This window comes from Streptomyces sp. SID1328 (assembly GCF_009865595.1).
Taxonomy (GTDB): Bacteria; Actinomycetota; Actinomycetes; order Streptomycetales; family Streptomycetaceae; genus Streptomyces; species Streptomyces griseoluteus.
Genome location: NZ_WWKH01000964.1, coordinates 1 through 18,667, shown reverse-complemented (window position 1 = coordinate 18,667; position 18,667 = coordinate 1). Strand labels below are relative to the sequence as shown.

Here is an 18,667-nt window from a genome sequence, read left to right as displayed (position 1 = left end):
AGCAGCGCGACCGTGACCGGCGCGATCCTCGTGGTCGGTGTGGTGCTGTTCCTGGTGGGTCTCGCGGTGCAGCGGTTCGGCGCGCGGATCATCCACGCCGCGATGCCGCCGATCGTCACGGGCGCCGTGGTCATGCTGATCGGCTTCAACCTGGCGCCGGTGACCGCGACGACGTACTGGCCGCAGGACCAGTGGACGGCGCTGCTGGTGATGCTGTTCACCGGGCTCGCCGTGGTCTGCCTGCGCGGTTTCTGGTCGCGCATCGCCATCTTCCTGGGTCTGGTCTTCGGCTATCTGATCTCCTGGATCTTCGACCTGACCCTCGGCAAGATCCACTCGGCGGACGCGAGCGGCAAGGTCACCGACCACTGGCGCCTGGACCTCTCCGGCGTCTCCAAGGCGGACTGGATCGGGCTGCCCTCCTTCCACGGGCCGACGTTCCAGTGGTCGGCGATCCTGGTAGCGCTGCCCGTGGTGATCGCGCTGGTCGCGGAGAACGCCGGCCACGTCAAGGCCGTCGGCGAGATGACGGGCGACTCGCTGGACGACAAGCTCGGCACCGCGATCTCGGCGGACGGCGTCGCCTCGGTGCTGTCCACCGCGGTGGGCGGTCCGCCGAACACCACCTACTCCGAGAACATCGGCGTGATGGCCGCGACCCGCGTCTACTCCACGGCCGCCTACTGGGCCGCCGCCGGCTTCGCCCTGCTGTTCGGCGTCTGCCCCAAGTTCGGCGCGGTGGTGGCCGCGATCCCCGGCGGTGTCCTCGGCGGCATCACCGTCATCCTGTACGGCATGATCGGCCTGCTCGGCGCCCAGATCTGGCTGCACGGCAAGGTGGACCTGCGCAATCCGCTGAACCTGGTCCCGGCGGCCGCGGGCATCATCATCGGCGTCGGCAACGTCACCATGAAGTTCACCGACACCTTCTCGCTGAGCGGCATCGCGCTGGGCACCCTGGTCGTCATCACCGGCTACCACGCCCTGCGCGCCTTCGCCCCGGCCCATCTGAAGACGCAGCAGCCGCTGCTGGACGAGGGCACCTCGTCGTACGACAAGCCGGCCGAGGGCCCTGCCGACGGGTCCGGCAAGCCGTAGCGGCGGCCGCACCGGCCCGGCGTTCGCTCGTTCCGGCGAAGCACCGGGCCGGTCGGCCCACCGGCCGGGGCGCGGCTGCCACCCTTCCCCCATGGTGCTGCCGCGATACTCCACCACCCCTGTCGACGCCGTCCTGACCCGGATGCGCGCGCTCGACGCGGCGCTGCCCGAGCGAGACGGGGTCGCCGTGTTCAACCGGGTCTACCTCACCGTCACCGAGGAGGTGGACCACCGGCTGGACGCCGGGGAGTTCCCGGACGCGTGCGCGGCGGCCGCGCTGGACGTCCGGTTCGCGGAGCGGTACCTCGCGGCCGTGGACGCGGTCGAGGACGACCGCCCTCCGCCCGCCTGCTGGCGCCCGCTGTTCCAGCTCCGCCGCCATCCCGGAGTCCGGCCGCTGCAGTTCGCGCTGGCCGGTATCAACGCGCACATCGGGCACGACCTGGCGCTCGCCGTGGTCGACACCTGCCGGGCGCTGGGGTGTGCGCCGGCCGAGCTGGAGGACGAGTTCGACCGGGTGGGCGAGCTGCTGGCCGAGCTGGAGGAGCGCATCCGCGAGGACCTGATGCCGGGCCCCGACCTGCTCCAGATCGCCGACCCGATCACGCATCTGCTGGGCGCGTGGAGCCTGGAGCGGGCCCGCGACGCCACCTGGTCGGCGGCGCGGGTGCTGTGGGCGCTGCGCCGCTGCGGTGACATGGCCGAGGAGTTCACGGCCCGGCTGGACGCGGCGGTCGGCTTCGCGGGGCGGATGCTGCTCACTCCACTCGGGGACTGAGGTGGACCGAGGTGGACCGAGGTGAACCGACGTGGCCGGAACTCACCCCATCGGGTGACTTACGGAACAGCCGGGCGAGGGCCGCGCGTTGAAGAGGCGTCCCGACGCGAAGGAGCACCGGTATGACGACCAGGCTCGGCCTCGGCCTTCCCCAGATGCGCCAGTACGACCTCGGCAGGGACGTGCCCGACGTGGCACGCGCCGCCGAGGAGATCGGTTACGACAGCCTGTGGGTCTTCGAGCGGGCCCTGGTCCCGGAGCCCGCCACCCAGGGCCTGTACGGCATACCGGGTCTGCCCTGGCCCGAGGGGTACCGGGGCGTGGCCGACCCGCTGGTCACCCTCACCCTGGCCGCCACCGCGACCTCGCGCGCGGAGCTGGGCTCCAGCGTGCTGGTGGCCCCGCTGCACCTGCCGTTCCAGCTCGCCAAGTCGCTGGCCACGCTGGACGCGGTGAGCGGCGGGCGGGTCGTCGCGGGCTTCGGCACCGGCTGGTCCCTGGACGAGTACGCGGCCTCGGGCGTGCTCCCCTTCGAGGAGCGCGGCACGGCGCTGGACGAGGTGATCGCGGTGTGCCGGGCCGTATGGGGGCCTGATCCGGTCGTCCATCACGGCAAGACGACCGACATCGCCTCCGCGATCGTCGGCCCGAAGCCGGTGCGGCCGATCCCGGTCCTGCTGGCCGCGACCAACCGGCGGGCGATGCGGCGACTGGTGGAGCGGGCCGACGGCTGGCTGCCGGGCGCCTACGGTCCCGAGCAGCTCTCCGCCCAGTGGCGCGACCTGCGGGAGCTGGCCGAGGAAACCGGGCGCACGGAGCCCGTCCGTACGGTCATCAGGGTCAACGCGAGGGTGGCCGCGAAGCCGAACACCGCCGCGGACCGCCCGCTGTTCGAGGGCGACACCGATCAGATCACTGCGGACATCGCGGCGCACACCGGCATCGTTCCGGACGCGGAGATACTCCTGGACGTCCAGAGCGAGGCACGGGACGCGGCCGAGCTGAAGGACACCGCCGCCGAGCTGTACGAGAAGGCGCGGGCGGCCGGGGTCTGAACCCCGGCCACCGCGCGCCTTCTCAATCCCTGCGGCTCAGTCCTCGGGCAGCTCGACGGGCGCGATCTCGTCGTACACGTCGCCGGGGCCCGGGTTGGTCGGGTCGGTCTCGCCGCCGAAGTGCCGCATGACGCCCCAGACCGCGTTCAGCGCGGTCTGGACCGCGCCCTCGGCCCAGCCGGCCGTCCAGGAGATGTCGTCACCGGCGAGGAAGACGCCCCGCTTGTCCTCGGGCAGCCGGTCCTGCATGAAGTGCGTGAACAGGCGGCGCTGGTAACGGTAGTGGCCGGGCAGGTTGGCCTTGAACGCGCCCATGAAGTAGGGCTCGTTCTCCCAGGAGACGGTCACCGGGTTGCCGATGATGTGCTTCCGGATGTCGACCTTCGGGTAGATCTCGCCGAGCGACTTCAGCATGACCTCCATCCGCTCGTTCGCGGACAGCGGCAGCCACTTCAGGCTGTCGTCGCACCAGGTGTAGGAGAGGCAGATGACGGCGGGCTTGTCCGGGCCGTCGTCCAGCAGATAGGTGCCGCGCGTCATGCGGTCGGTGAGCGTCATCGACATGACGTCCCGGCCGGTCTCCTCGTCCTTGTCCAGCCAGAACGGCCGGTCCACGGGCACGAAGAGCTTGGAGGACTCCATGTAGTGGGTGCGCTCGATCGCGGTCCAGTGGTCGATCGGGAAGAGCGAGTCGTCACAGGCGATCTTGGAGAGCAGCATCCAGGACTGGGCGGTGAAGATGGCCGCCTGGTAGGTCCGGATGTCTCCATTGGCGTCCGTGACCGTGATCCGGTTGCCGGAGGTGCGGTTCAGCCGGGTCACGGCCGGGCGGGGCTCGCCGTTCAGGTGCAGGGAGGCCAGCGAGGTGCCGTAGGGCCAGTGGACGATCTTCTCCGGCTCGCGCTCCCACAGGCGCAGCGGGAGCTGCTGTGAGCCGCCGACGATGCCCCGGTGGTGGTCGTCGGCCTCGGTGTAGACGACGCGCAGGATCTCCAGGATGGAGTTGGGGAAGTCGGTGTCCCAGCCACCGGTGCCGAAGCCGACCTGGCCGAAGATCTCGCGGTGCCGGAAGGACTTGAACGCCTCGGAGTCGCAGAGGAAGCCGTAGAAGGTCTGGTTGTCGAGCTTCTCGACCAGCTTCGCCCAGATCTCGCGGATGCGCGGCACGTCACGCTCGCGCATGGCGCGGTTCATGTCGGAGAAGTCGGCGCCCTCCTCCAGGCACTTGCCCCACGCGGCGGCGACGTCCCGGTAGACCTGCGGGAGGTCCTCGACGGTCTCCGCGTAGTGCGACTCGCCCTTGAGGTCCACGACGGTGGACGGCGTGCCCTCGGCCAGCGGGTTCGGGAAGGGCCGGGTGTGCAGGCCGACGAGGTCGATGTAGTGCTGGAGGGCCGTGGAGGACGGCGGGAAGCGCATCGCTCCCATCTCGGCGGTCAGCGACTCGTCGCAGCCCTCGAACCCGACGGTCCGCAGCCGGCCGCCGAGCTGGTCGGCCTCGTAGACGACGGGCTTGAGGCCCATCTTCATCAGCTCGTACGCGGCGACGATGCCGGACAGGCCGCCGCCGATGACGGCGACCTCGGTGCCGTGCTCGGTCGCCGGTATCTGGCCGAGCCCCGCCGGGTGGGCGAGGAAGTCGTCGTAGGCGTAGGGGAAGTCCGGGCCGAACATGGTGATCGGCGGCTGCTGCTCGTCGGCGTGCTCGACGGCGTTGGGCACCGTGGACGTCATGGGGTACGGACTCCTTGCGCGGAAGTACTGCGACGAACTGTGGGGGAGGTTCAGGCGGTGAGCGAGCCGTACAGACCGGGGCGGCGGTCCTTCAGGTACGGGTTGGCCTCGCGGGAGGCGGCCAGGAAGGCGGGGTCGGCGTCGGCGAACACCAGCTCGGCCGAGGCGCGCCCGGCGCGGACGCGGGCCACCCCGTCGGGCCCGGCCAGCGTGGTGAGCCCGACGAACTCGAACTCCCCTTCCTGGCCGACCCGGTTGACGTAGGCCACGTACATCTGGTTCTCGAAGGCGCGCACCGGGATCATCGACTCCGGCACGAACTGGTACGGGTGCATCTGCGCGGTCGGCACGATCAGCAGGTCGGTGCCGGCCAGCGCGTGGGCGCGGACGTTCTCCGGGAACTCGACGTCGTAGCAGATCAGCAGGCCCACGGTGAGGCCGTTCAGCTCGGTCTGGACGACCTGCCGCTCGCCCGGCGTGAAGTGGTCGCGCTCGAAGCAGCCGAAGAGGTGGGTCTTGCGGTAGCCCGCCAGCCGGGCGCCCTCGGCCGAGATGATCTGGGCGGAGTTGTAGACCGTGTCGCCGTCGCGCTCGGGGTAGCCGTAGGCGATGGCCAGGCCGTGCCGGGTGGCGATGTCGGCCACGGCGTCGGCCGAGTCGCCGTCGGCGGGCTCGGCAAGGTGCGGGATCTCGCCGCCGATCGCGTACCCGGTCAGGAACATCTCCGGTGCGGCCAGCAGCCCGGCGCCCGCCTCGGCGGCGCGGCCCGCGGCCTCGTCGAGGACCTTGAGGTTCTCGGCGACGGAACCGGGGCGGCCGGAGCTCTGGAGCAGGGCGGTGCGCATGGGTGTTCCTCACCGGGAAAAAGGGGGATTCGGGGGGGCACGGGGAAGCCAGTAAGACGGTACGGGCGGCGCGTTCACCCGGACAAGAAGCACCCGTTGCGCGCCGGTGCGCGGTTCGTTGCGTCGACAAGCCGTGGGGCGGCGATTCATTGCGCGTGCCACGGATGCACGCGCGTAGAAAGCGGCTACAGCTCGCGCAGCCGCCGTACGATCTCCCGCAGCAGCTCGGGGTCGGCGGCGCCGTCGTGGACCGGGAGGCGGCGGGGCGCGTCGATGCGGATCAGCCCCTCTTCGGCCAGGTCACCGAGGAGGACGCGGACCACGGTGAGCGGCAGGTCGGCGTCGGCCGCCAGCTCGACGACCGGGCGCGGGCCGCGCCGCACATGGCCGAGCAGCGCCGCGCGGGCGTGGTCGACACCGGGGCCGTCCGGGCCGGGTTCCAGTGCCGTGACCCGTGACATCAGGTCGATGGCGTGCCGCGCCGAGGGCCGGGTGCGGCCGCGGGTGACGGTGTAGGGGCGGACCATCGCCCCGGTGTCCTCCTCGTACCAGTAGTCCTCGTCCACCGACGGTCACGGCGCCGAGCGGGCCGCGGCGTCCAGATGACGGCCGAGGCGGCGGACGAGGAGGGCCATCTCGTGGGCCAGCTGCCCCACGTCGGTGCGGGCCTCGCACAGTACGGCGAGCCGGCTGCCGTGTCCGGCGGGGGTGATGAAGAGGTAGGCGTCCTCCAGCATGACCATGGTCTGCCGGACCTCGCCGGCCGCGAACCGCTCCCCCGCCGAGTCGGCGAGCCCCTGCAGGCCCGAGCAGACGGCGGACAGGTGCTCGATGTCGCGGCGGCGCATGCCGTCGGAGCTGCTGAGCGGCAGTCCGTCGGCGGTCAGGAGCACGGCCTGGCGGACGTGTTCGGTGCGCGAGACGAGGTCGTCGAGCAGCCAGCCCAGGTCGGTACCGGGCGCGCCCTCGGGCACGGCCGGGTTCTCCGGGTTCAGATCGTCACCGTACATCGTCGGTGTCCGTCCCTTCGTCGGCGTTGACGTCGGCGGGAATGCCGTTGCGGCCGTCGCTCAGGCCCCGCTGGAAGGCGGCGAACAGGGCCCGCATCTCCTCGGGGTCGGCCGCGCCGAGCGGGGTGTCGTCGGCGGGCGGCGGGTCGGCGCGGAGTTCCGGGGCGAGGGATGCCTGCCGGGTGCGGGTGGGCAGCGCTGCGGTGCCCGGAGTCACCGGTACCGGTGTGCGCACCGGTCTGCGGGGGCTCAGGGGTGCGGGGGCGGGGCGGGCCCGAGTGGGTTCGACGGCCGCCAGCACCCCGGCGGGGATCAGCACCGTGGCGGTCGTGCCCCCGTAGGGGGATTCCCCGAGGCTGACCTCGATGCCGTGCCGGGCGGCGAGGCGGCCGACCACGTACAGGCCGAGCCGGTCGTGCCGGGTGGGGTCGAAGGCGTCGGGGTCGCGCAGGGTGCGTGCGGCCTCCTCGTGCTGTGCGGCGTCCAGGCCCAGGCCCCGGTCGTCGACGCGCAGGACGAGGCGGCCGTCCTCGTGCCCGGTGCGCAGGGTGACCTCGGTGTGCGGGGGCGAGAACAGGGTGGCGTTCTCCAGGAGTTCGGCCAGCAGGTGCACGACGTCGGCGACGGCGTCGGCCGCGATCCCGTCGCCCGGCATCGGCGGCACCACGACGCGGGCGTACGCCTCGATCTCGCTCACCGCCGAGGCGACCACGTCCGCCACCGGTACCGGTCCGCGCCAGCGGCGGCCGGGTGCGGCTCCGGAGAGGATGATCAGGCTTTCGGCGTGGCGGCGCATCCGGGTGGTGAGGTGATCGATCCGGAACAGCTCGCTCAGCACGTCCGGGTCGTCGGTGCGCCGCTCCAGCGTGTCGACGAGCTTCAACTGCCGGTGGACGAGCGCCTGGTTGCGGCGCGCGATGTTGAGCAGCACCGCCGACAGGCCCTGGCGCAGGGTGGCCTGGTGGACGGCGGCCTCGACGGCGGCCAGCCGGGCGGTGTTGAAGGAGCGGCCGACCTGGCCGATCTCGTCGTCGCCCGCTTCGCCGGCGGTGAGGGGCGGGGCCTCGGCGACCGCGTCGACCCGCTCTCCCGCGCTCAGCCGGCGCATCACGTCCGGGAGTTGGCGGGTGCTGAGCAGGTCGGCCGCGTCGCGCAGGTTCTCCAGCCGCCGGGAGACGCGCCGGGCACCGCGTACCGCCAGCCACAGGGAGAGGGCCGCGGCCGCCAGCCCGATCGCGCCGACGACGGCTGCCTTGGTCAACTCCCGGTAGGCGAAGGCCCGTCCGCGTGCGGCGGAGTGCTCGGCGGCGCTCGAGCACATCCGCATGTAGCTGTGCACGGCCCGGTCCGCGACCGACCGCCAGGTGTCGGCGGCGACGGCCTCGTCCGCGCCGTCGGCCCCGGCGGCGAGCAGCGCGTCCTCCGCGTGTACCAGCGCCCGGTGCGGACCGCCGTCGCGGAACTTCTCGTACAGGGCGCGGGAGTCGGCGGGCAGGTCGGGCGCGTAGGTCCGCTCGAAGACCCGGCGGTCCTCGATGGTGGCGGTCAGCAGGGCGTACTGGGCGGGGGTGAGGGTGTCCGCGGCTCGCGCCCCGGCGACCAGGGCGTCCTCCCTGGAGACGAACTCCCTCACGCGCACCAGCTCGACGAGGATCTGCGCCTCGCGGGCGAGCTGTCCGGCCTGGAGCGCGGTGAGCGCGGACTGGACGGCGAAGCCGGGCTCGACGAGGGCGCTGTACTCGGTGACGGCCCGGTCCCAGACGATCCGCCGCGCCAGTACGTCACGGCGCAGCGCCTCCAGTTTCCCGGTGGCCGTGACCATGGCGTCCAGGGCCCGCCGCTGCCGGGCGGTGAGCCGGTCCCGGTCGCCGCTCGCCATGGCCCGCCGCATCGCGCCGACCGCGCGGTCGGTGCGACGCTGCTGGGCGAGGAGGGCGGCGGCCGGCGCGGTCGTGCGCGGTCCGCCCAGATAGGCCGCGGACAGGCGGCGCTCGATCTGGATCTGTCCGACCGCGGTGTCCACGGGGGTGCCGTAGTCCTCGTAGACCCCCTGGAGCCGGATCAGGGCCCGTAATTCGCCGGTGACGGAGACCATGGCGAAGCTCCACAGCACCGTCAGGGCGAGAGCCGGGGCCAGGGCCAGGGCAACGATCCGGGCGCGGACGGTCCGGGGACGGCAGAGGGGCCAACGCATGGATCACCTGCCGGTTACCAGTGGGTAGAAAGTGCCGGACAACCTACGGGATCGCTCCGGGGAGCGCAATGGTTACCTTGGGTAGCCCGGCCGCACCCCCAGCCGGTCAGCCCGGCGCGCCCGAGGAGAAGCGGCGCAGCAGTGGCGAGAGCACCAGCACCGACTTGGTCCGCTCCACGAAGGGCTCCCCCGCGATCCGCTCCAGGACCCGCTCGAAGTGCCGCATGTCGGAGGCGAAGACCTGGGCGATGGCGTCCGCGTCCCCGGTGACGGTGGACGCGGCCACCACCTCCTGATAGCGCTCCAGACCGCGCAGGATGGTCTCCGGCGAGGTGTTGCTGCGGCAGTAGATCTCGATGTACCCCTCGGTCTCCCAGCCGAGGGCCGCCGGGTCCACCCGGACGGTGAACCCGGTGATGGCTCCGGTCGCCCGCAGCCGGTCCACGCGCCGCTTCACGGCGGGCGCGGACAGGCCGACCTGTTGCCCGATGTCCGCGTAGGAGCGGCGGGCGTCCTCGGCGAGGGCGTGCACGATGCGTTCGTCGAGATCGTTCAGCACTGCGGGTGGTTACTTTTCTGGGAGGAGTTCTACGGTTGCTCGGCGACGGCGGGTTCCGCGTTCGCCATCCGGGACCGGCGGTAGCCGTAACTGAAGTAGAACACGAGCCCGACGGCCATCCAGACTCCGAAGACCACCCAGGTGACGGCGGAGAGGGAGGCCATCATCCACAGGCACAGCAGGAAGCCGATCGCGGGCATCACCGGAGCGAAGGGAACCCGGAACGTGCGGCGCATGGCCGGGCGCGTCCGGCGCAGCACCACGACGGCGACGTTGACCAGCGCGAAGGCGAACAGCGTGCCGATGCTGGTGGCATCGGCGAGCTGGCCGAGCGGGATCGCGGCGGCGAGGACGCCGCAGAACAGCGAGACGATGACCGTGTTGGCGCGGGGCGTGCCGGTCTTCGGGTGGACCCGGGCGAACACCTTGGGCACCAGGCCGTCGCGGGCCATCGCGAACAGGATGCGGGTCTGGCCGTAGAGGACGGTCAGCACCACGCTGGCGATCGCGATGACGGCGCAGGCCGCCAGGAGCGTGCCCCAGAAGGTCTGCCCGGTGACGTCCTTCATGATCTCGGCGAGCGCGGCCTCCGAGTCGCCGAACTGCCGCCAGGGCTTCGCGCCGACGGCGACGGCCGCGACGAGGACGTACAGCGCGGTCACGATGACCAGCGAGAGCATGATCGCGCGCGGCAGGTCGCGCTGCGGGTCCTTGGCCTCCTCGCCGGCGGTGGAGGCGGCGTCGAAGCCGATGTAGGAGAAGAACAGGGTGGCGCCGGCCGCGCTGACGCCCGCCATGCCGAGCGGCATGAAGTGCTCGTAGTTGCCGGAGCGCAGGCCCTGTACCCCGATCGCGCAGAACAGCACCAGCGCGGCGATCTTCACGGCCACCATGATGGTGTTGGCGCGCGCCGACTCGCGGGCTCCGCCGAGCAGGAACGCCATCGCGAGCAGGACGACGATCAGCGCCGGCAGGTTGAAGATGCCGCCGTCACCGGGCGGCGCCGAGAGCGCGTCCGGGATGGTGACGCCGATGGTGCCGTCCAGCAGCTCGTTCAGGTACTGGCCCCAGCCGACGGCGACGGCCGCGACGGAGACGCCGTACTCCAGGACCAGGCACCAGCCGCAGATCCAGGCGATCAGCTCGCCCATCGTTGCGTACGCGTACGAGTACGAGGAGCCGGCGACCGGGATGGTGCCGGCCAGCTCCGCGTAGGAGAGGGCCGAGAACAGCGCCGTCAGACCGGCGATGACGAACGACAGGGTGACCGCGGGCCCGGCCTTGGGGACGGCCTCGCCGAGGACGACGAAGATGCCGGTGCCGAGCGTGGCACCGATGCTGATCATGGTGAGCTGCCACAGGCCGAGGGAGCGCCGCAGCGAGCCTCCCTCACCGTGTCCGCCCTCCTGCACCAGGCGTTCCACCGGCTTGCGGCGCATGAGGCGCGCGCCGAGGCCCGGGGAGGACGGGGCGGCGGTGGCTGGGGACTGCAGGGGTGCGCCTTGGTCGAGCACGCGCTGGCTCCTTCATCGCTGCCGGTCGAAGAGGACGGGGACCGGCGGAACCCCTGACAGCCGGGACCCGCCGAGCGGGGTCCCCGCCACGCCTGTGTACAGCGCCCGACCCTATGAGTTCGGGTTTCACGGGCGTAATGGAGCAACCTTGCGCATCTCCGCAAGATCGTTGCGTTCATCGCATCCCGGCGCGTGTTCGTTGCGCTGGGCTTTTCGATGGTTGTGCGAGGTGACGTCCGGGCGGCCCAGGAGCCTTCGGGACGGCCCCGCACACGTACGGCCCCCGGCTCCCGGAGAGGGGGGCGGGGGCCGCACGGGGAACGAGCGGGTGATCAGCTCCAGCTGGCGTGCAGGGGCATGCCCTCGGCGTATCCGGCCGCGCTCTGGATGCCGACGATGGCCTTCTCCGCGAACTCCTCCAGCGAACCGGCACCGGCGTAGGTGCAGGAGGAGCGGACACCCGCGATGATCGAGTCGACCAGGTCCTCCACGCCCGGCCGGGCCGGGTCGAGGAACATGCGCGAGGTGGAGATGCCCTCCTCGAAGAGCCCCTTGCGGGCGCGGTCGTACGACGACTCCTCGGAGGTGCGGTTGCGCACCGCACGGGCGGACGCCATGCCGAACGACTCCTTGTACAGGCGGCCGTCGGCGTCCTGCTGGAGGTCGCCGGGCGACTCGTAGGTGCCGGCGAACCAGGAGCCGACCATGACGTTGGAGGCACCGGCCGCGAGCGCCATGGCGACGTCGCGCGGGTGGCGGACACCGCCGTCGGCCCACACGTGCTTGCCGTGCTTCTTCGCCTCGGCGGCGCACTCCAGCACGGCGGAGAACTGCGGGCGGCCCACCCCGGTCATCATCCGGGTGGTGCACATGGCGCCGGGTCCGACGCCGACCTTGACGATGTCGGCGCCGGCCTCGATCAGGTCGCGGACGCCCTCGGCGGAGACGATGTTGCCCGCGACGATCGGCACCTGGGGGTCGAGGGCGCGCACGGTGCGGACCGCGCTGATCATCGACTCCTGGTGGCCGTGCGCGGTGTCGATGACGAGGGTGTCCACGCCCGCGTCGAGAAGCTGCTTGGCCTTGCCCGCCACGTCGCCGTTGATGCCGACGGCCGCCGCGATGCGGAGCTTGCCGTCGGCGTCCACGGCGGGGGTGTACAGGGTGGCGCGCAGGGCGCCCTTGCGGGTGAGGATGCCGGCCAGGCGGCCCTTGGCGTCGACGGCCGGGGCGTAGCGGCGGTTGGCCGCGTCCAGGATGTTGAACGCCTCGCGCGGGTCGATGCCGGCGTCGAGCAGCAGCAGGTCGCGGGACATGACCACTTCGAGCTGGGTGAAGCGGTCGACCCCGCTGAGGTCCTCGTCGGTGACGACGCCGAGGGGACGGTAGTCGGCGTCCACGACGACACCGGCGTTGTGCGACCGCTTGGACAGCAGGGCCAGCGCGTCGGCCACCGTCTGGTGCGGGGACAGCACGATCGGGGTGTCCAGGACGAGGTGGCGGCTCTTGACCCAGGAGACGACCTCGGTGACGACGTCGATCGGGATGTCCTGCGGGATGACCACCAGGCCGCCGCGCCGGGCCATCGTCTCCGCCATCCGGCGTCCCGCGATGGCGGTCATGTTGGCGACGACCAGCGGGATGGTGGTACCGGTGCCGTCGGGAGAGCCGAGGTCCACCGCCTGCCGGGAGCCGACCGCCGATCGGCTCGGCACCATGAAGACGTCGTCGTACGTCAGGTCGTAGGCGGGCTGGATGTCATTGAGGAAACGCACGTGCCGCACATCCCAGTCGATCAGAGGTGACCCCCTGACGGGTGCGCCAGGGGGAAAGAGCACGTACTTCATTCTCCCATGCCAGGGCCCTGACCATGCCCTCACGGAACCTCCAGGGACCGGCGGTCACAGCTCGGAGGTTCCTCCAAGGGCGAGCATCACGTCCAGGAACGAGGTGCGGTCCACCGCCTCGGAGAACACGTCCCGCGCGATGCGCCACTCCTGCCCGTTCAGCTCGGCGAACGGCTCCCAGTTCCGTACGACGATCAGCAGCCCGCGCTCGACGGCGGCCGGCGGCCAGACGGTGGTGTCGGAAAGGGAGTCCAGCAGGGCGTCCCAGTTGCGGCCGAACCAGTCGGGCAGGTTCAGCGCGGTCACCACCCGGTCCATCAGCCCGGCCTTGTCGCGGACCCCCTTGAGGTCGAGGGTGACCGCGACCCGGTCGACAAGGTCTTCGCTCATCTCAGCACCGCCCGGAACGAGTTGTAATGATCATCGGTGTAGTAGAACTCCCCGCCGTCCCCGGTGACCATGCGCCGGGCGCCCCGGCCGCCGGAGGCGGGGGTGGGCACGGTGTACTCGTGGTAGTAACCGCGCTGGTGCTTGGGGAGACGGCCCTCGAAGTTCCCGAAGACGATCCCGTCCCGCGCGTACGGGTAGGGGCCGCCCCTGTCGATGAGGGCGAGGGTGCGCCGGGCCTCGACGGGCAGCCGGGACTCGGGGACGGTGGGCATGCCCGCGGCCCAGGCCGGGACCGAGGCGGCGTTCCGGGAGGCGGCCGGGGGCTCGGTGGCCGTGTCCGTACCGGCGCAGCCGGCCAGCAGGGCACCGAGGACGGCCAGCACACCGGCGAGCAGAAGTGCCCGGCCGCTGTTTCTCTTCAGGATCCGGGGGACGAACCGCGACAGCATGCCGCAGATGCTGCCACGGCCCGCCCGCCGTGGCAGCCTCCCGCAGGAATCCGTCCTCGCGCCCCGCCGGGACTCAGACCCCGTCGGGGTCGGCGCGGCTGAGCGCGGGCTTCGGCGCGGCGCCCGCGGTGAGCAGGTAGTCCGCGGCCGAGGTGTCCGTCACCAGGCTGGTGACCAGCCCGGAGCGCAGCACCGCGTCGATCGCCGGCGCCTTGCGCTGCCCGCCCGCGATGGCCACGACCTCGGGGATACGGCGCAACTGGTCGGTCTTGACCGTGATGCACCGCTCCCCCAGGTCCCGTCCGATCCGGCGCCCGTCGGCGTCGAAGAGGTGCGCGGACATCTCGGCGGCGACGCCGAGCGAGGCGTAGTGCGCGCGCTCCTCGTCGCTGAGCATGTCGTGCACCGTGGAGATGCCCGGCTCCCAGGAACCGATGGAGACGCAGGCGACCGTGACCTTGTCGAAGTACTCGAAGGCGCGGGCGATCCCGGTCTGGTTGCGCAGGGCGGCGGCCGTGGCCTCGTCCGGCAACAGCATCGGCGCGTAGATGGGGTGGGCGTCCCCGCCGGACACCTGGGCGGCGCGGCGGACGGCCTCCACCGAGCCGCGCTCCGCGGTCCCGGCGTCGTACACGCCCGTCAGCTGCACCACCGTGCAGGGCGGAAGCCGGTCGAGCGCGGCCGCCATGTGGATGGTGGAGCGGCCCCAGGCGAGGCCGAGGACATCGCCCTCGTCGACGAGTTCACCGAGCAGGTCGGCGGCGACCTCGCCCAGGTTCTCCGGGTCGGGGGTCTCCTCGGCGTCGGCCGGGGACTCGACCACGACGGCGTGCCTGAGGCCGTACCGGGCCCGGAGCGCGTCCGAGCGCTCCGCGTCCAGCTCGGCCGGGACGCGGATCTCGATACGGACGAGATCCCGTTCGAGGGCGGTCTCCAGGACCCGGGCCACCTTGAAGCGGCTGACGCCGAACTCCTCGGCGATCTGGATCTTGGACTTGCCCTCCAGGTAGAAGCGGCGGGCCATGGCCGCCGCCTGCACCAGCTCAGCGGGTCCCATCCGCATGGCTGACCGGCCCGCCGACATACCCGACACGGCGCTCTCCTCACTGCTGTTCACACTCTGGATTCGCCGTTCATCCTCGCAGATCCGGCGCCGTGAATCCGCCCTGATGGGCGGCCTTCTCTCAACCGTTCACCTTGGCGTGGCTCAGTGGCCGCACGCCCGGGTCGAATCGGTGATCGCCCGGTCCGCCTGCGCGCGCAGCGCCCGGACCGCCTCGGCCGGGTCCTGGGCCCCGTACACGGCCGATCCGGCGACGAAGACGTCCGCCCCCGCCTCGGCGCAGCGCTCGATCGTCTCGGCCGAGACACCGCCGTCGACCTGGAGCCACATCTGCAGGCCGTGCTTGGCGATCAGCTCGCGGGTACGGCGGATCTTGGGCAGCGTGATGTCGAGGAACGCCTGCCCGCCGAAGCCCGGCTCTACCGTCATGATCAGCAGCATGTCCAGCTCGGGGAGCATGTCCTCGTACGACTCGATCGGCGTCGCGGGCTTGAGGGCCATGGCGGCGCGGGCGCCCTTGGCGCGGATCTCGCGGGCGAGCCGGACGGGGGCGTGCGCCGCCTCGACGTGGAAGGTCACCGAGGAGGCGCCCGCCTCGACGTACTGCGGGGCCCAGCGGTCGGGGTCCTCGATCATCAGGTGGCAGTCCAGCGGGATGTCCGTGGCCCGGGCCAGGGACTCCACGACGGGGGTGCCGAGCGTGAGGTTCGGGACGAAGTGGTTGTCCATGACGTCGACGTGGAGCCAGTCGGCGCCCTCGACCGCCTTCGCCTCGTCGGCGAGGCGGGCGAAGTCTGCGGACAGGATGCTGGGGTTGATCTGCGCGGCCATGGACCAAGCCTGCCATGCCCCTCCGGGGGGTGCGGCGCCGGGCCATCGGAGGTGCGGTTGTTCTTCGGGTGCCGGCCCGGTGGGGGTTGTTCGCGCAGTTCCCCGCGCCCCTGAGCTGACTCGCCCGGGCCGGGTTTCCAGGGCGCCCGGGATCAGGGGCAGGCCGTCGAGAACCTGCTCACGCCGTGCGGCGGATCAGGGCCAGGTACATCGCGTCCGTGCCGTGTTTGTGGGGCCAGAGCTGGATGTCGGGGCCCTCGCCCAGGTCGGGGACGCCGGGGAGGAGGGGGCGGGCGTCGATCAGTTCGGTGTCGGGGTGCTGCTTCAGGAGGTCGGCCACCACTGCCCGGGTCTCTGCCAGGTGGGGCGAGCAGGTGGCGTAGCCGACCACTCCGCCCACGCGGACGGAGTCCAGGGCGGTACGGAGGAGGGCTCGCTGGACCGGGGCGAAGTTCTCGAGGTCCTCGGGGCGGCGGCGCCAGCGGGCCTCGGGTCGGCGGCGCAGGGCGCCGAGGCCGGTGCAGGGGACGTCCATCAGGACACGGTCGAAGGTGCCGGGGCGCCACGGCGGACGGGTGCCGTCGGCGGTGATCACCTGGTACGGGCCGGGGTTGCCCGCCAGTGCCTTGGCCACCAGGCCCGCACGGTGCGGCTGCTTCTCGGAGGCGACCAGGGTGGCACCGCGCTGGGCGGCCAGGGCGGCCAGCAGCGCGGCCTTGCCGCCGGGGCCGGCGCAGCCGTCGAGCCACTTCTCGTCGGGGCCGTCCAGGGGCGCGTTGGCGAGGGCGAGGGCGACCAGCTGGCTGCCCTCGTCCTGCACACCGGCCCGGCCCTCGCGCACGGCCTCCACCGCGCCCGGCTCGCCGCCCTCGGTGAGGCGTACCGCGTACGGGGACCAGTTACCGGCCACGGCCGCGTCCTCGGTCAGCAGTTCCTCGGGGGTGGACCGGCCGGGCCGTGCGACGAGGGTGACCTCGGGACGCTCGTTGTCCGCCGCGAGGAGTTCCTCGATGCCGGCGCGGCCGCCGCCGAGGGAGTCCCACAGCGCGGAGACGACCCAGCGGGGGTGGGAGTGGACGACGGCGAGGTGGTCCTCGGGATCCTCGTCGTAGGGCGGCGCGACCCGCTCCAGCCAGCCGTCCAGGTCGTGCTGGGCGATCTTGCGCAGCACGGCGTTGACGAACTTGGCCCGCCCGTCGCCGAGCACCACCCGCGCCAGCTCGACCGAGGCCGAGACGGCGGCGTGGGTGGGGATGCGCGTGCCGAGCAACTGGTGCGCGCCGAGGCTCAGTACGTCGAGCACCGGCGGGTCCACCTCGCGCAGCGGGCGGTCCACGCACTCGGCGATGATCGCGTCGTACGTGCCCTGGCGGCGCAGCGTGCCGTAGACGAGCTCGGTGGCGAGGGAGGCGTCCCGCGCGTCAAAGTCGCCGTTCTCCCGCGCCTTGCGCAGCAGCGGGGGCAGCACGAGGTTGGCGTAGGCGTCCCGTTCGTCCACCGCGCGCAGCGCGTCGAAGGCGAGGACGCGGACGGGGTCCTTCTGGGGGCGCCGGTAGGGCTTGGCGGGCCGGTGCGGCCGACGGGACTGCTCGCTCACGGGAAAGGTGCTCCGGATGTGGTCAGGGGGTGCGGTCACCAGCGTACGTCGGCGGACCGTCACCCCCCACTCGCGGGGTGTCAGCCCCCGAGCGACTCGCCCTCGGCGATCCGCGCGCCGCGCGCCCAGTCGGCGGCCCGCATCGGCTTCTTGCCCTGCGCCTGCACCCAGAGCAGCTCGACCGCGTACGAACCGGTGCCCACGTGCACGCTGTTCTTGCCGACGGCGAGCCTGCCAGGGGCGAGGTCGGTCCGCTCGGGCACGGGCGTGACCTGCACGAGCTTGAGCCGCTCGCCCCGGAACACGGTCCACGCGCCGGGGGCGGGCGTGCAGCCGCGCACCACCCGGTCGACGCGCAGGGCGGGCGCCGCCCAGTCGACCTTGGCGTCCTCGACCGTGATCTTCGGCGCGAGCGTGATGCCCTCGGCGGGCTGCGGTACGGCCTTCAGGGTGCCGTCCGCGATGCCGTCCATGGTGGCCGCGAGCAGCCCGGAACCGGCGAAGGCGAGCCGGGTGAGCAGGTCGCCGCTGGTGTCGGTGGGGCGGATCTCCTCGGTGAGGGTGCCATAGACCGGGCCGGAGTCCAGCCCCTCCTCGATGAGGAAGGTGGAGGCGCCGGTGATCTGGTCGCCCGACATGATCGAGTGCTGCACGGGCGCGGCTCCGCGCCAGGCGGGCAGCAGCGAGAAGTGCAGGTTGACCCAGCCGTGGGCGGGGATGTCCAGGGCGACGCGGGGCAGCAGGGCGCCGTAGGCGACGACCGGGCAGCAGTCCGGGCCGATCTCCCGCAGCCGCTCCAGGAACGCCGGGTCGCGCGGGCTGGACGGCTTCAGCACCTCGATCCCGGCCTCCTCCGCCCGCTCGGCCACGGGCGACGCGACCAGCCTGCGGCCCCGCCCGGCGGGCGCGTCGGGCCGCGTGACGACAGCGGCCACCTCGTGCCGACCGGAGTCGATCAGAGCGTCCAGAGCGGGAACGGCGACCTCTGGGGTACCGGCGAAGACAAGCCTCATGGTCAACAACAAGCCTCTCGAACGACGGCAGACGGCCGACGGACAAGTCTATGACTGCCGAGGGGCACCGGATCGCCGGCCTACGGACGCCGGGACGATGGCCACGGGCACCGCGGGCGCCGCCGCCCGGCCGTCCGGCCGCCCGAGGCCGCCGACGGCGATCGCCCCCCACATGGTGTCCAGCTTCCCAGCCAACTGCGGCCGGGTGGTGCGCGGGTCGGAGACCCCGGCGTACAAACACACCCCGCACGCCCCCACCCCGTGACCAGCGGAGCGCCCACGCGTTGGTCAAGAGAGAGTTGACCACTTCGGGCCGCTTCGGCCGCCCACTTCCTTTCAACGCCGGTTCGAGAGGCTTGTTCATGGCCGACCACGCAACGCACGACGCCCAGGCCCGTGCCAGCCTGCACTTGCTGGTGCGCGACATCGAGCGGGTCCGCCGGCAGGTGGACGCGCTGCGCACCCTCACCGCCCAGCTCGGCAACGTCTACCGTCCCCGCCGCTCCGGCCCGTCCACCGGCTTCGTCGTCTACGGACGCGCCCCGGCCCCGACGGTCCGCCTCGCCCAGGAACTCCGGGACAGCGTCGAGACCCTGGTGACGGCGGCCGTGGACTTCGACCGTTCGCTCGGCTTCTCGTGGGACGCGGTGGGCTCCGCGCTCGGCGTCACCAAGCAGGCCGTGCACCGCC

General features: G+C 72.4%; 18 protein-coding genes and 1 pseudogene. 5 read left to right on the top strand and 14 right to left on the bottom strand.

Annotation, left to right across the window (positions count from 1 at the left end):
- From GT030_RS31200 to GT030_RS31190, 3 genes are all read left to right on the top strand, one after another.
- Positions 1-1,098, top strand: a 1,098-nt coding sequence (locus GT030_RS31200; RefSeq protein WP_161203963.1) for a solute carrier family 23 protein, incomplete at its 5' end; no start/stop codon positions are given.
- A gap of 91 nt (positions 1,099-1,189) precedes the next feature.
- Positions 1,190-1,876 (top strand): DUF5995 family protein, encoded by a 687-nt coding sequence (locus GT030_RS31195; RefSeq protein WP_161203962.1) that lies wholly within the window; start codon positions 1,190-1,192, stop codon positions 1,874-1,876.
- A 122-nt stretch (positions 1,877-1,998) separates the two neighbouring features.
- Entirely contained in the window at positions 1,999-2,931 is a 933-nt protein-coding gene (locus GT030_RS31190; RefSeq protein ID WP_161203961.1) for an LLM class F420-dependent oxidoreductase, read from the top strand.
- Between the two features lie 36 nt (positions 2,932-2,967).
- On the opposite strand, the gene GT030_RS31185 is transcribed toward GT030_RS31190, so the two are convergent.
- The 14 genes from GT030_RS31185 to fmt all read right to left on the bottom strand — a co-directional run bounded on the left by GT030_RS31185 (position 2,968) and on the right by fmt (position 17,977).
- Positions 2,968-4,665: an NAD(P)/FAD-dependent oxidoreductase gene (locus tag GT030_RS31185; RefSeq protein ID WP_161203960.1), complete on the bottom strand. Its 1,698-nt coding sequence runs from the start codon at positions 4,663-4,665 to the stop codon at positions 2,968-2,970.
- Positions 4,666-4,715: 50 nt separating this feature from the next.
- Entirely contained in the window at positions 4,716-5,510 is a 795-nt protein-coding gene (locus GT030_RS31180; protein ID WP_161203959.1) for a carbon-nitrogen hydrolase family protein, read from the bottom strand.
- 185 nt (positions 5,511-5,695) lie between these two features.
- On the bottom strand, positions 5,696-6,076 hold the full coding sequence (locus GT030_RS31175; RefSeq protein ID WP_346009784.1) for a DUF742 domain-containing protein: 381 nt from the start codon (positions 6,074-6,076) through the stop codon (positions 5,696-5,698).
- Positions 6,077-6,082: 6 nt separating this feature from the next.
- On the bottom strand, positions 6,083-6,520 hold the full coding sequence (locus GT030_RS31170; protein WP_086693336.1) for a roadblock/LC7 domain-containing protein: 438 nt from the start codon (positions 6,518-6,520) through the stop codon (positions 6,083-6,085).
- Entirely contained in the window at positions 6,510-8,714 is a 2,205-nt protein-coding gene (locus GT030_RS31165) for a nitrate- and nitrite sensing domain-containing protein (protein ID WP_161203958.1), read from the bottom strand. Before GT030_RS31165 ends, GT030_RS31170 begins: the two co-directional genes overlap by 11 nt.
- Before the next feature lie 106 nt (positions 8,715-8,820).
- Positions 8,821-9,273, bottom strand: coding sequence for an Lrp/AsnC family transcriptional regulator (locus tag GT030_RS31160; protein WP_161203957.1), 453 nt, complete (start codon positions 9,271-9,273; stop codon positions 8,821-8,823).
- Positions 9,274-9,302: 29 nt separating this feature from the next.
- Complete coding sequence (locus GT030_RS31155; RefSeq protein WP_161203956.1) at positions 9,303-10,787, bottom strand: amino acid permease; 1,485 nt, start codon at positions 10,785-10,787, stop codon at positions 9,303-9,305.
- A 332-nt stretch (positions 10,788-11,119) separates the two neighbouring features.
- On the bottom strand, positions 11,120-12,562 hold the full coding sequence (locus tag GT030_RS31150; protein WP_161203955.1) for a GuaB1 family IMP dehydrogenase-related protein: 1,443 nt from the start codon (positions 12,560-12,562) through the stop codon (positions 11,120-11,122).
- A 126-nt stretch (positions 12,563-12,688) separates the two neighbouring features.
- Positions 12,689-13,024, bottom strand: a complete 336-nt coding sequence (locus GT030_RS31145; protein ID WP_161203954.1) for a barstar family protein — start codon at positions 13,022-13,024, stop codon at positions 12,689-12,691.
- A complete protein-coding gene (locus tag GT030_RS31140) occupies positions 13,021-13,473 on the bottom strand; it encodes a ribonuclease domain-containing protein (RefSeq protein ID WP_161203953.1) in 453 nt (150 codons plus the stop codon). The genes GT030_RS31145 and GT030_RS31140 overlap by 4 nt, the downstream gene beginning before the upstream one ends.
- Before the next feature lie 73 nt (positions 13,474-13,546).
- Entirely contained in the window at positions 13,547-14,590 is a 1,044-nt protein-coding gene (locus tag GT030_RS31135) for a sugar-binding domain-containing protein (RefSeq protein ID WP_030810559.1), read from the bottom strand.
- Positions 14,591-14,680: 90 nt separating this feature from the next.
- Positions 14,681-15,367: a ribulose-phosphate 3-epimerase gene (gene rpe / locus GT030_RS31130; protein WP_161203952.1), complete on the bottom strand. Its 687-nt coding sequence runs from the start codon at positions 15,365-15,367 to the stop codon at positions 14,681-14,683.
- Positions 15,368-15,545: 178 nt separating this feature from the next.
- The gene (locus GT030_RS31125; RefSeq protein ID WP_161203951.1) at positions 15,546-16,964 is read right to left on the bottom strand and encodes a transcription antitermination factor NusB; all 1,419 of its coding nucleotides are present in this window, start codon (positions 16,962-16,964) and stop codon (positions 15,546-15,548) included.
- A gap of 80 nt (positions 16,965-17,044) precedes the next feature.
- Positions 17,045-17,977 carry a methionyl-tRNA formyltransferase gene (fmt, locus tag GT030_RS31120; protein WP_161203950.1) on the bottom strand — a complete coding sequence of 311 codons (933 nt, stop codon included), beginning with the start codon at positions 17,975-17,977 and terminating at the stop codon, positions 17,045-17,047.
- A 97-nt stretch (positions 17,978-18,074) separates the two neighbouring features.
- Between fmt and GT030_RS31115 the strand changes: the two genes are divergently transcribed.
- Together GT030_RS31115 and GT030_RS31110 are read left to right on the top strand one after the other, a co-directional pair.
- Positions 18,075-18,242 (top strand): hypothetical protein, encoded by a 168-nt coding sequence (locus tag GT030_RS31115; RefSeq protein WP_161203949.1) that lies wholly within the window; start codon positions 18,075-18,077, stop codon positions 18,240-18,242.
- Between the two features lie 97 nt (positions 18,243-18,339).
- Positions 18,340-18,667, top strand: a pseudogene (locus GT030_RS31110) (hypothetical protein); the annotation flags it as partial.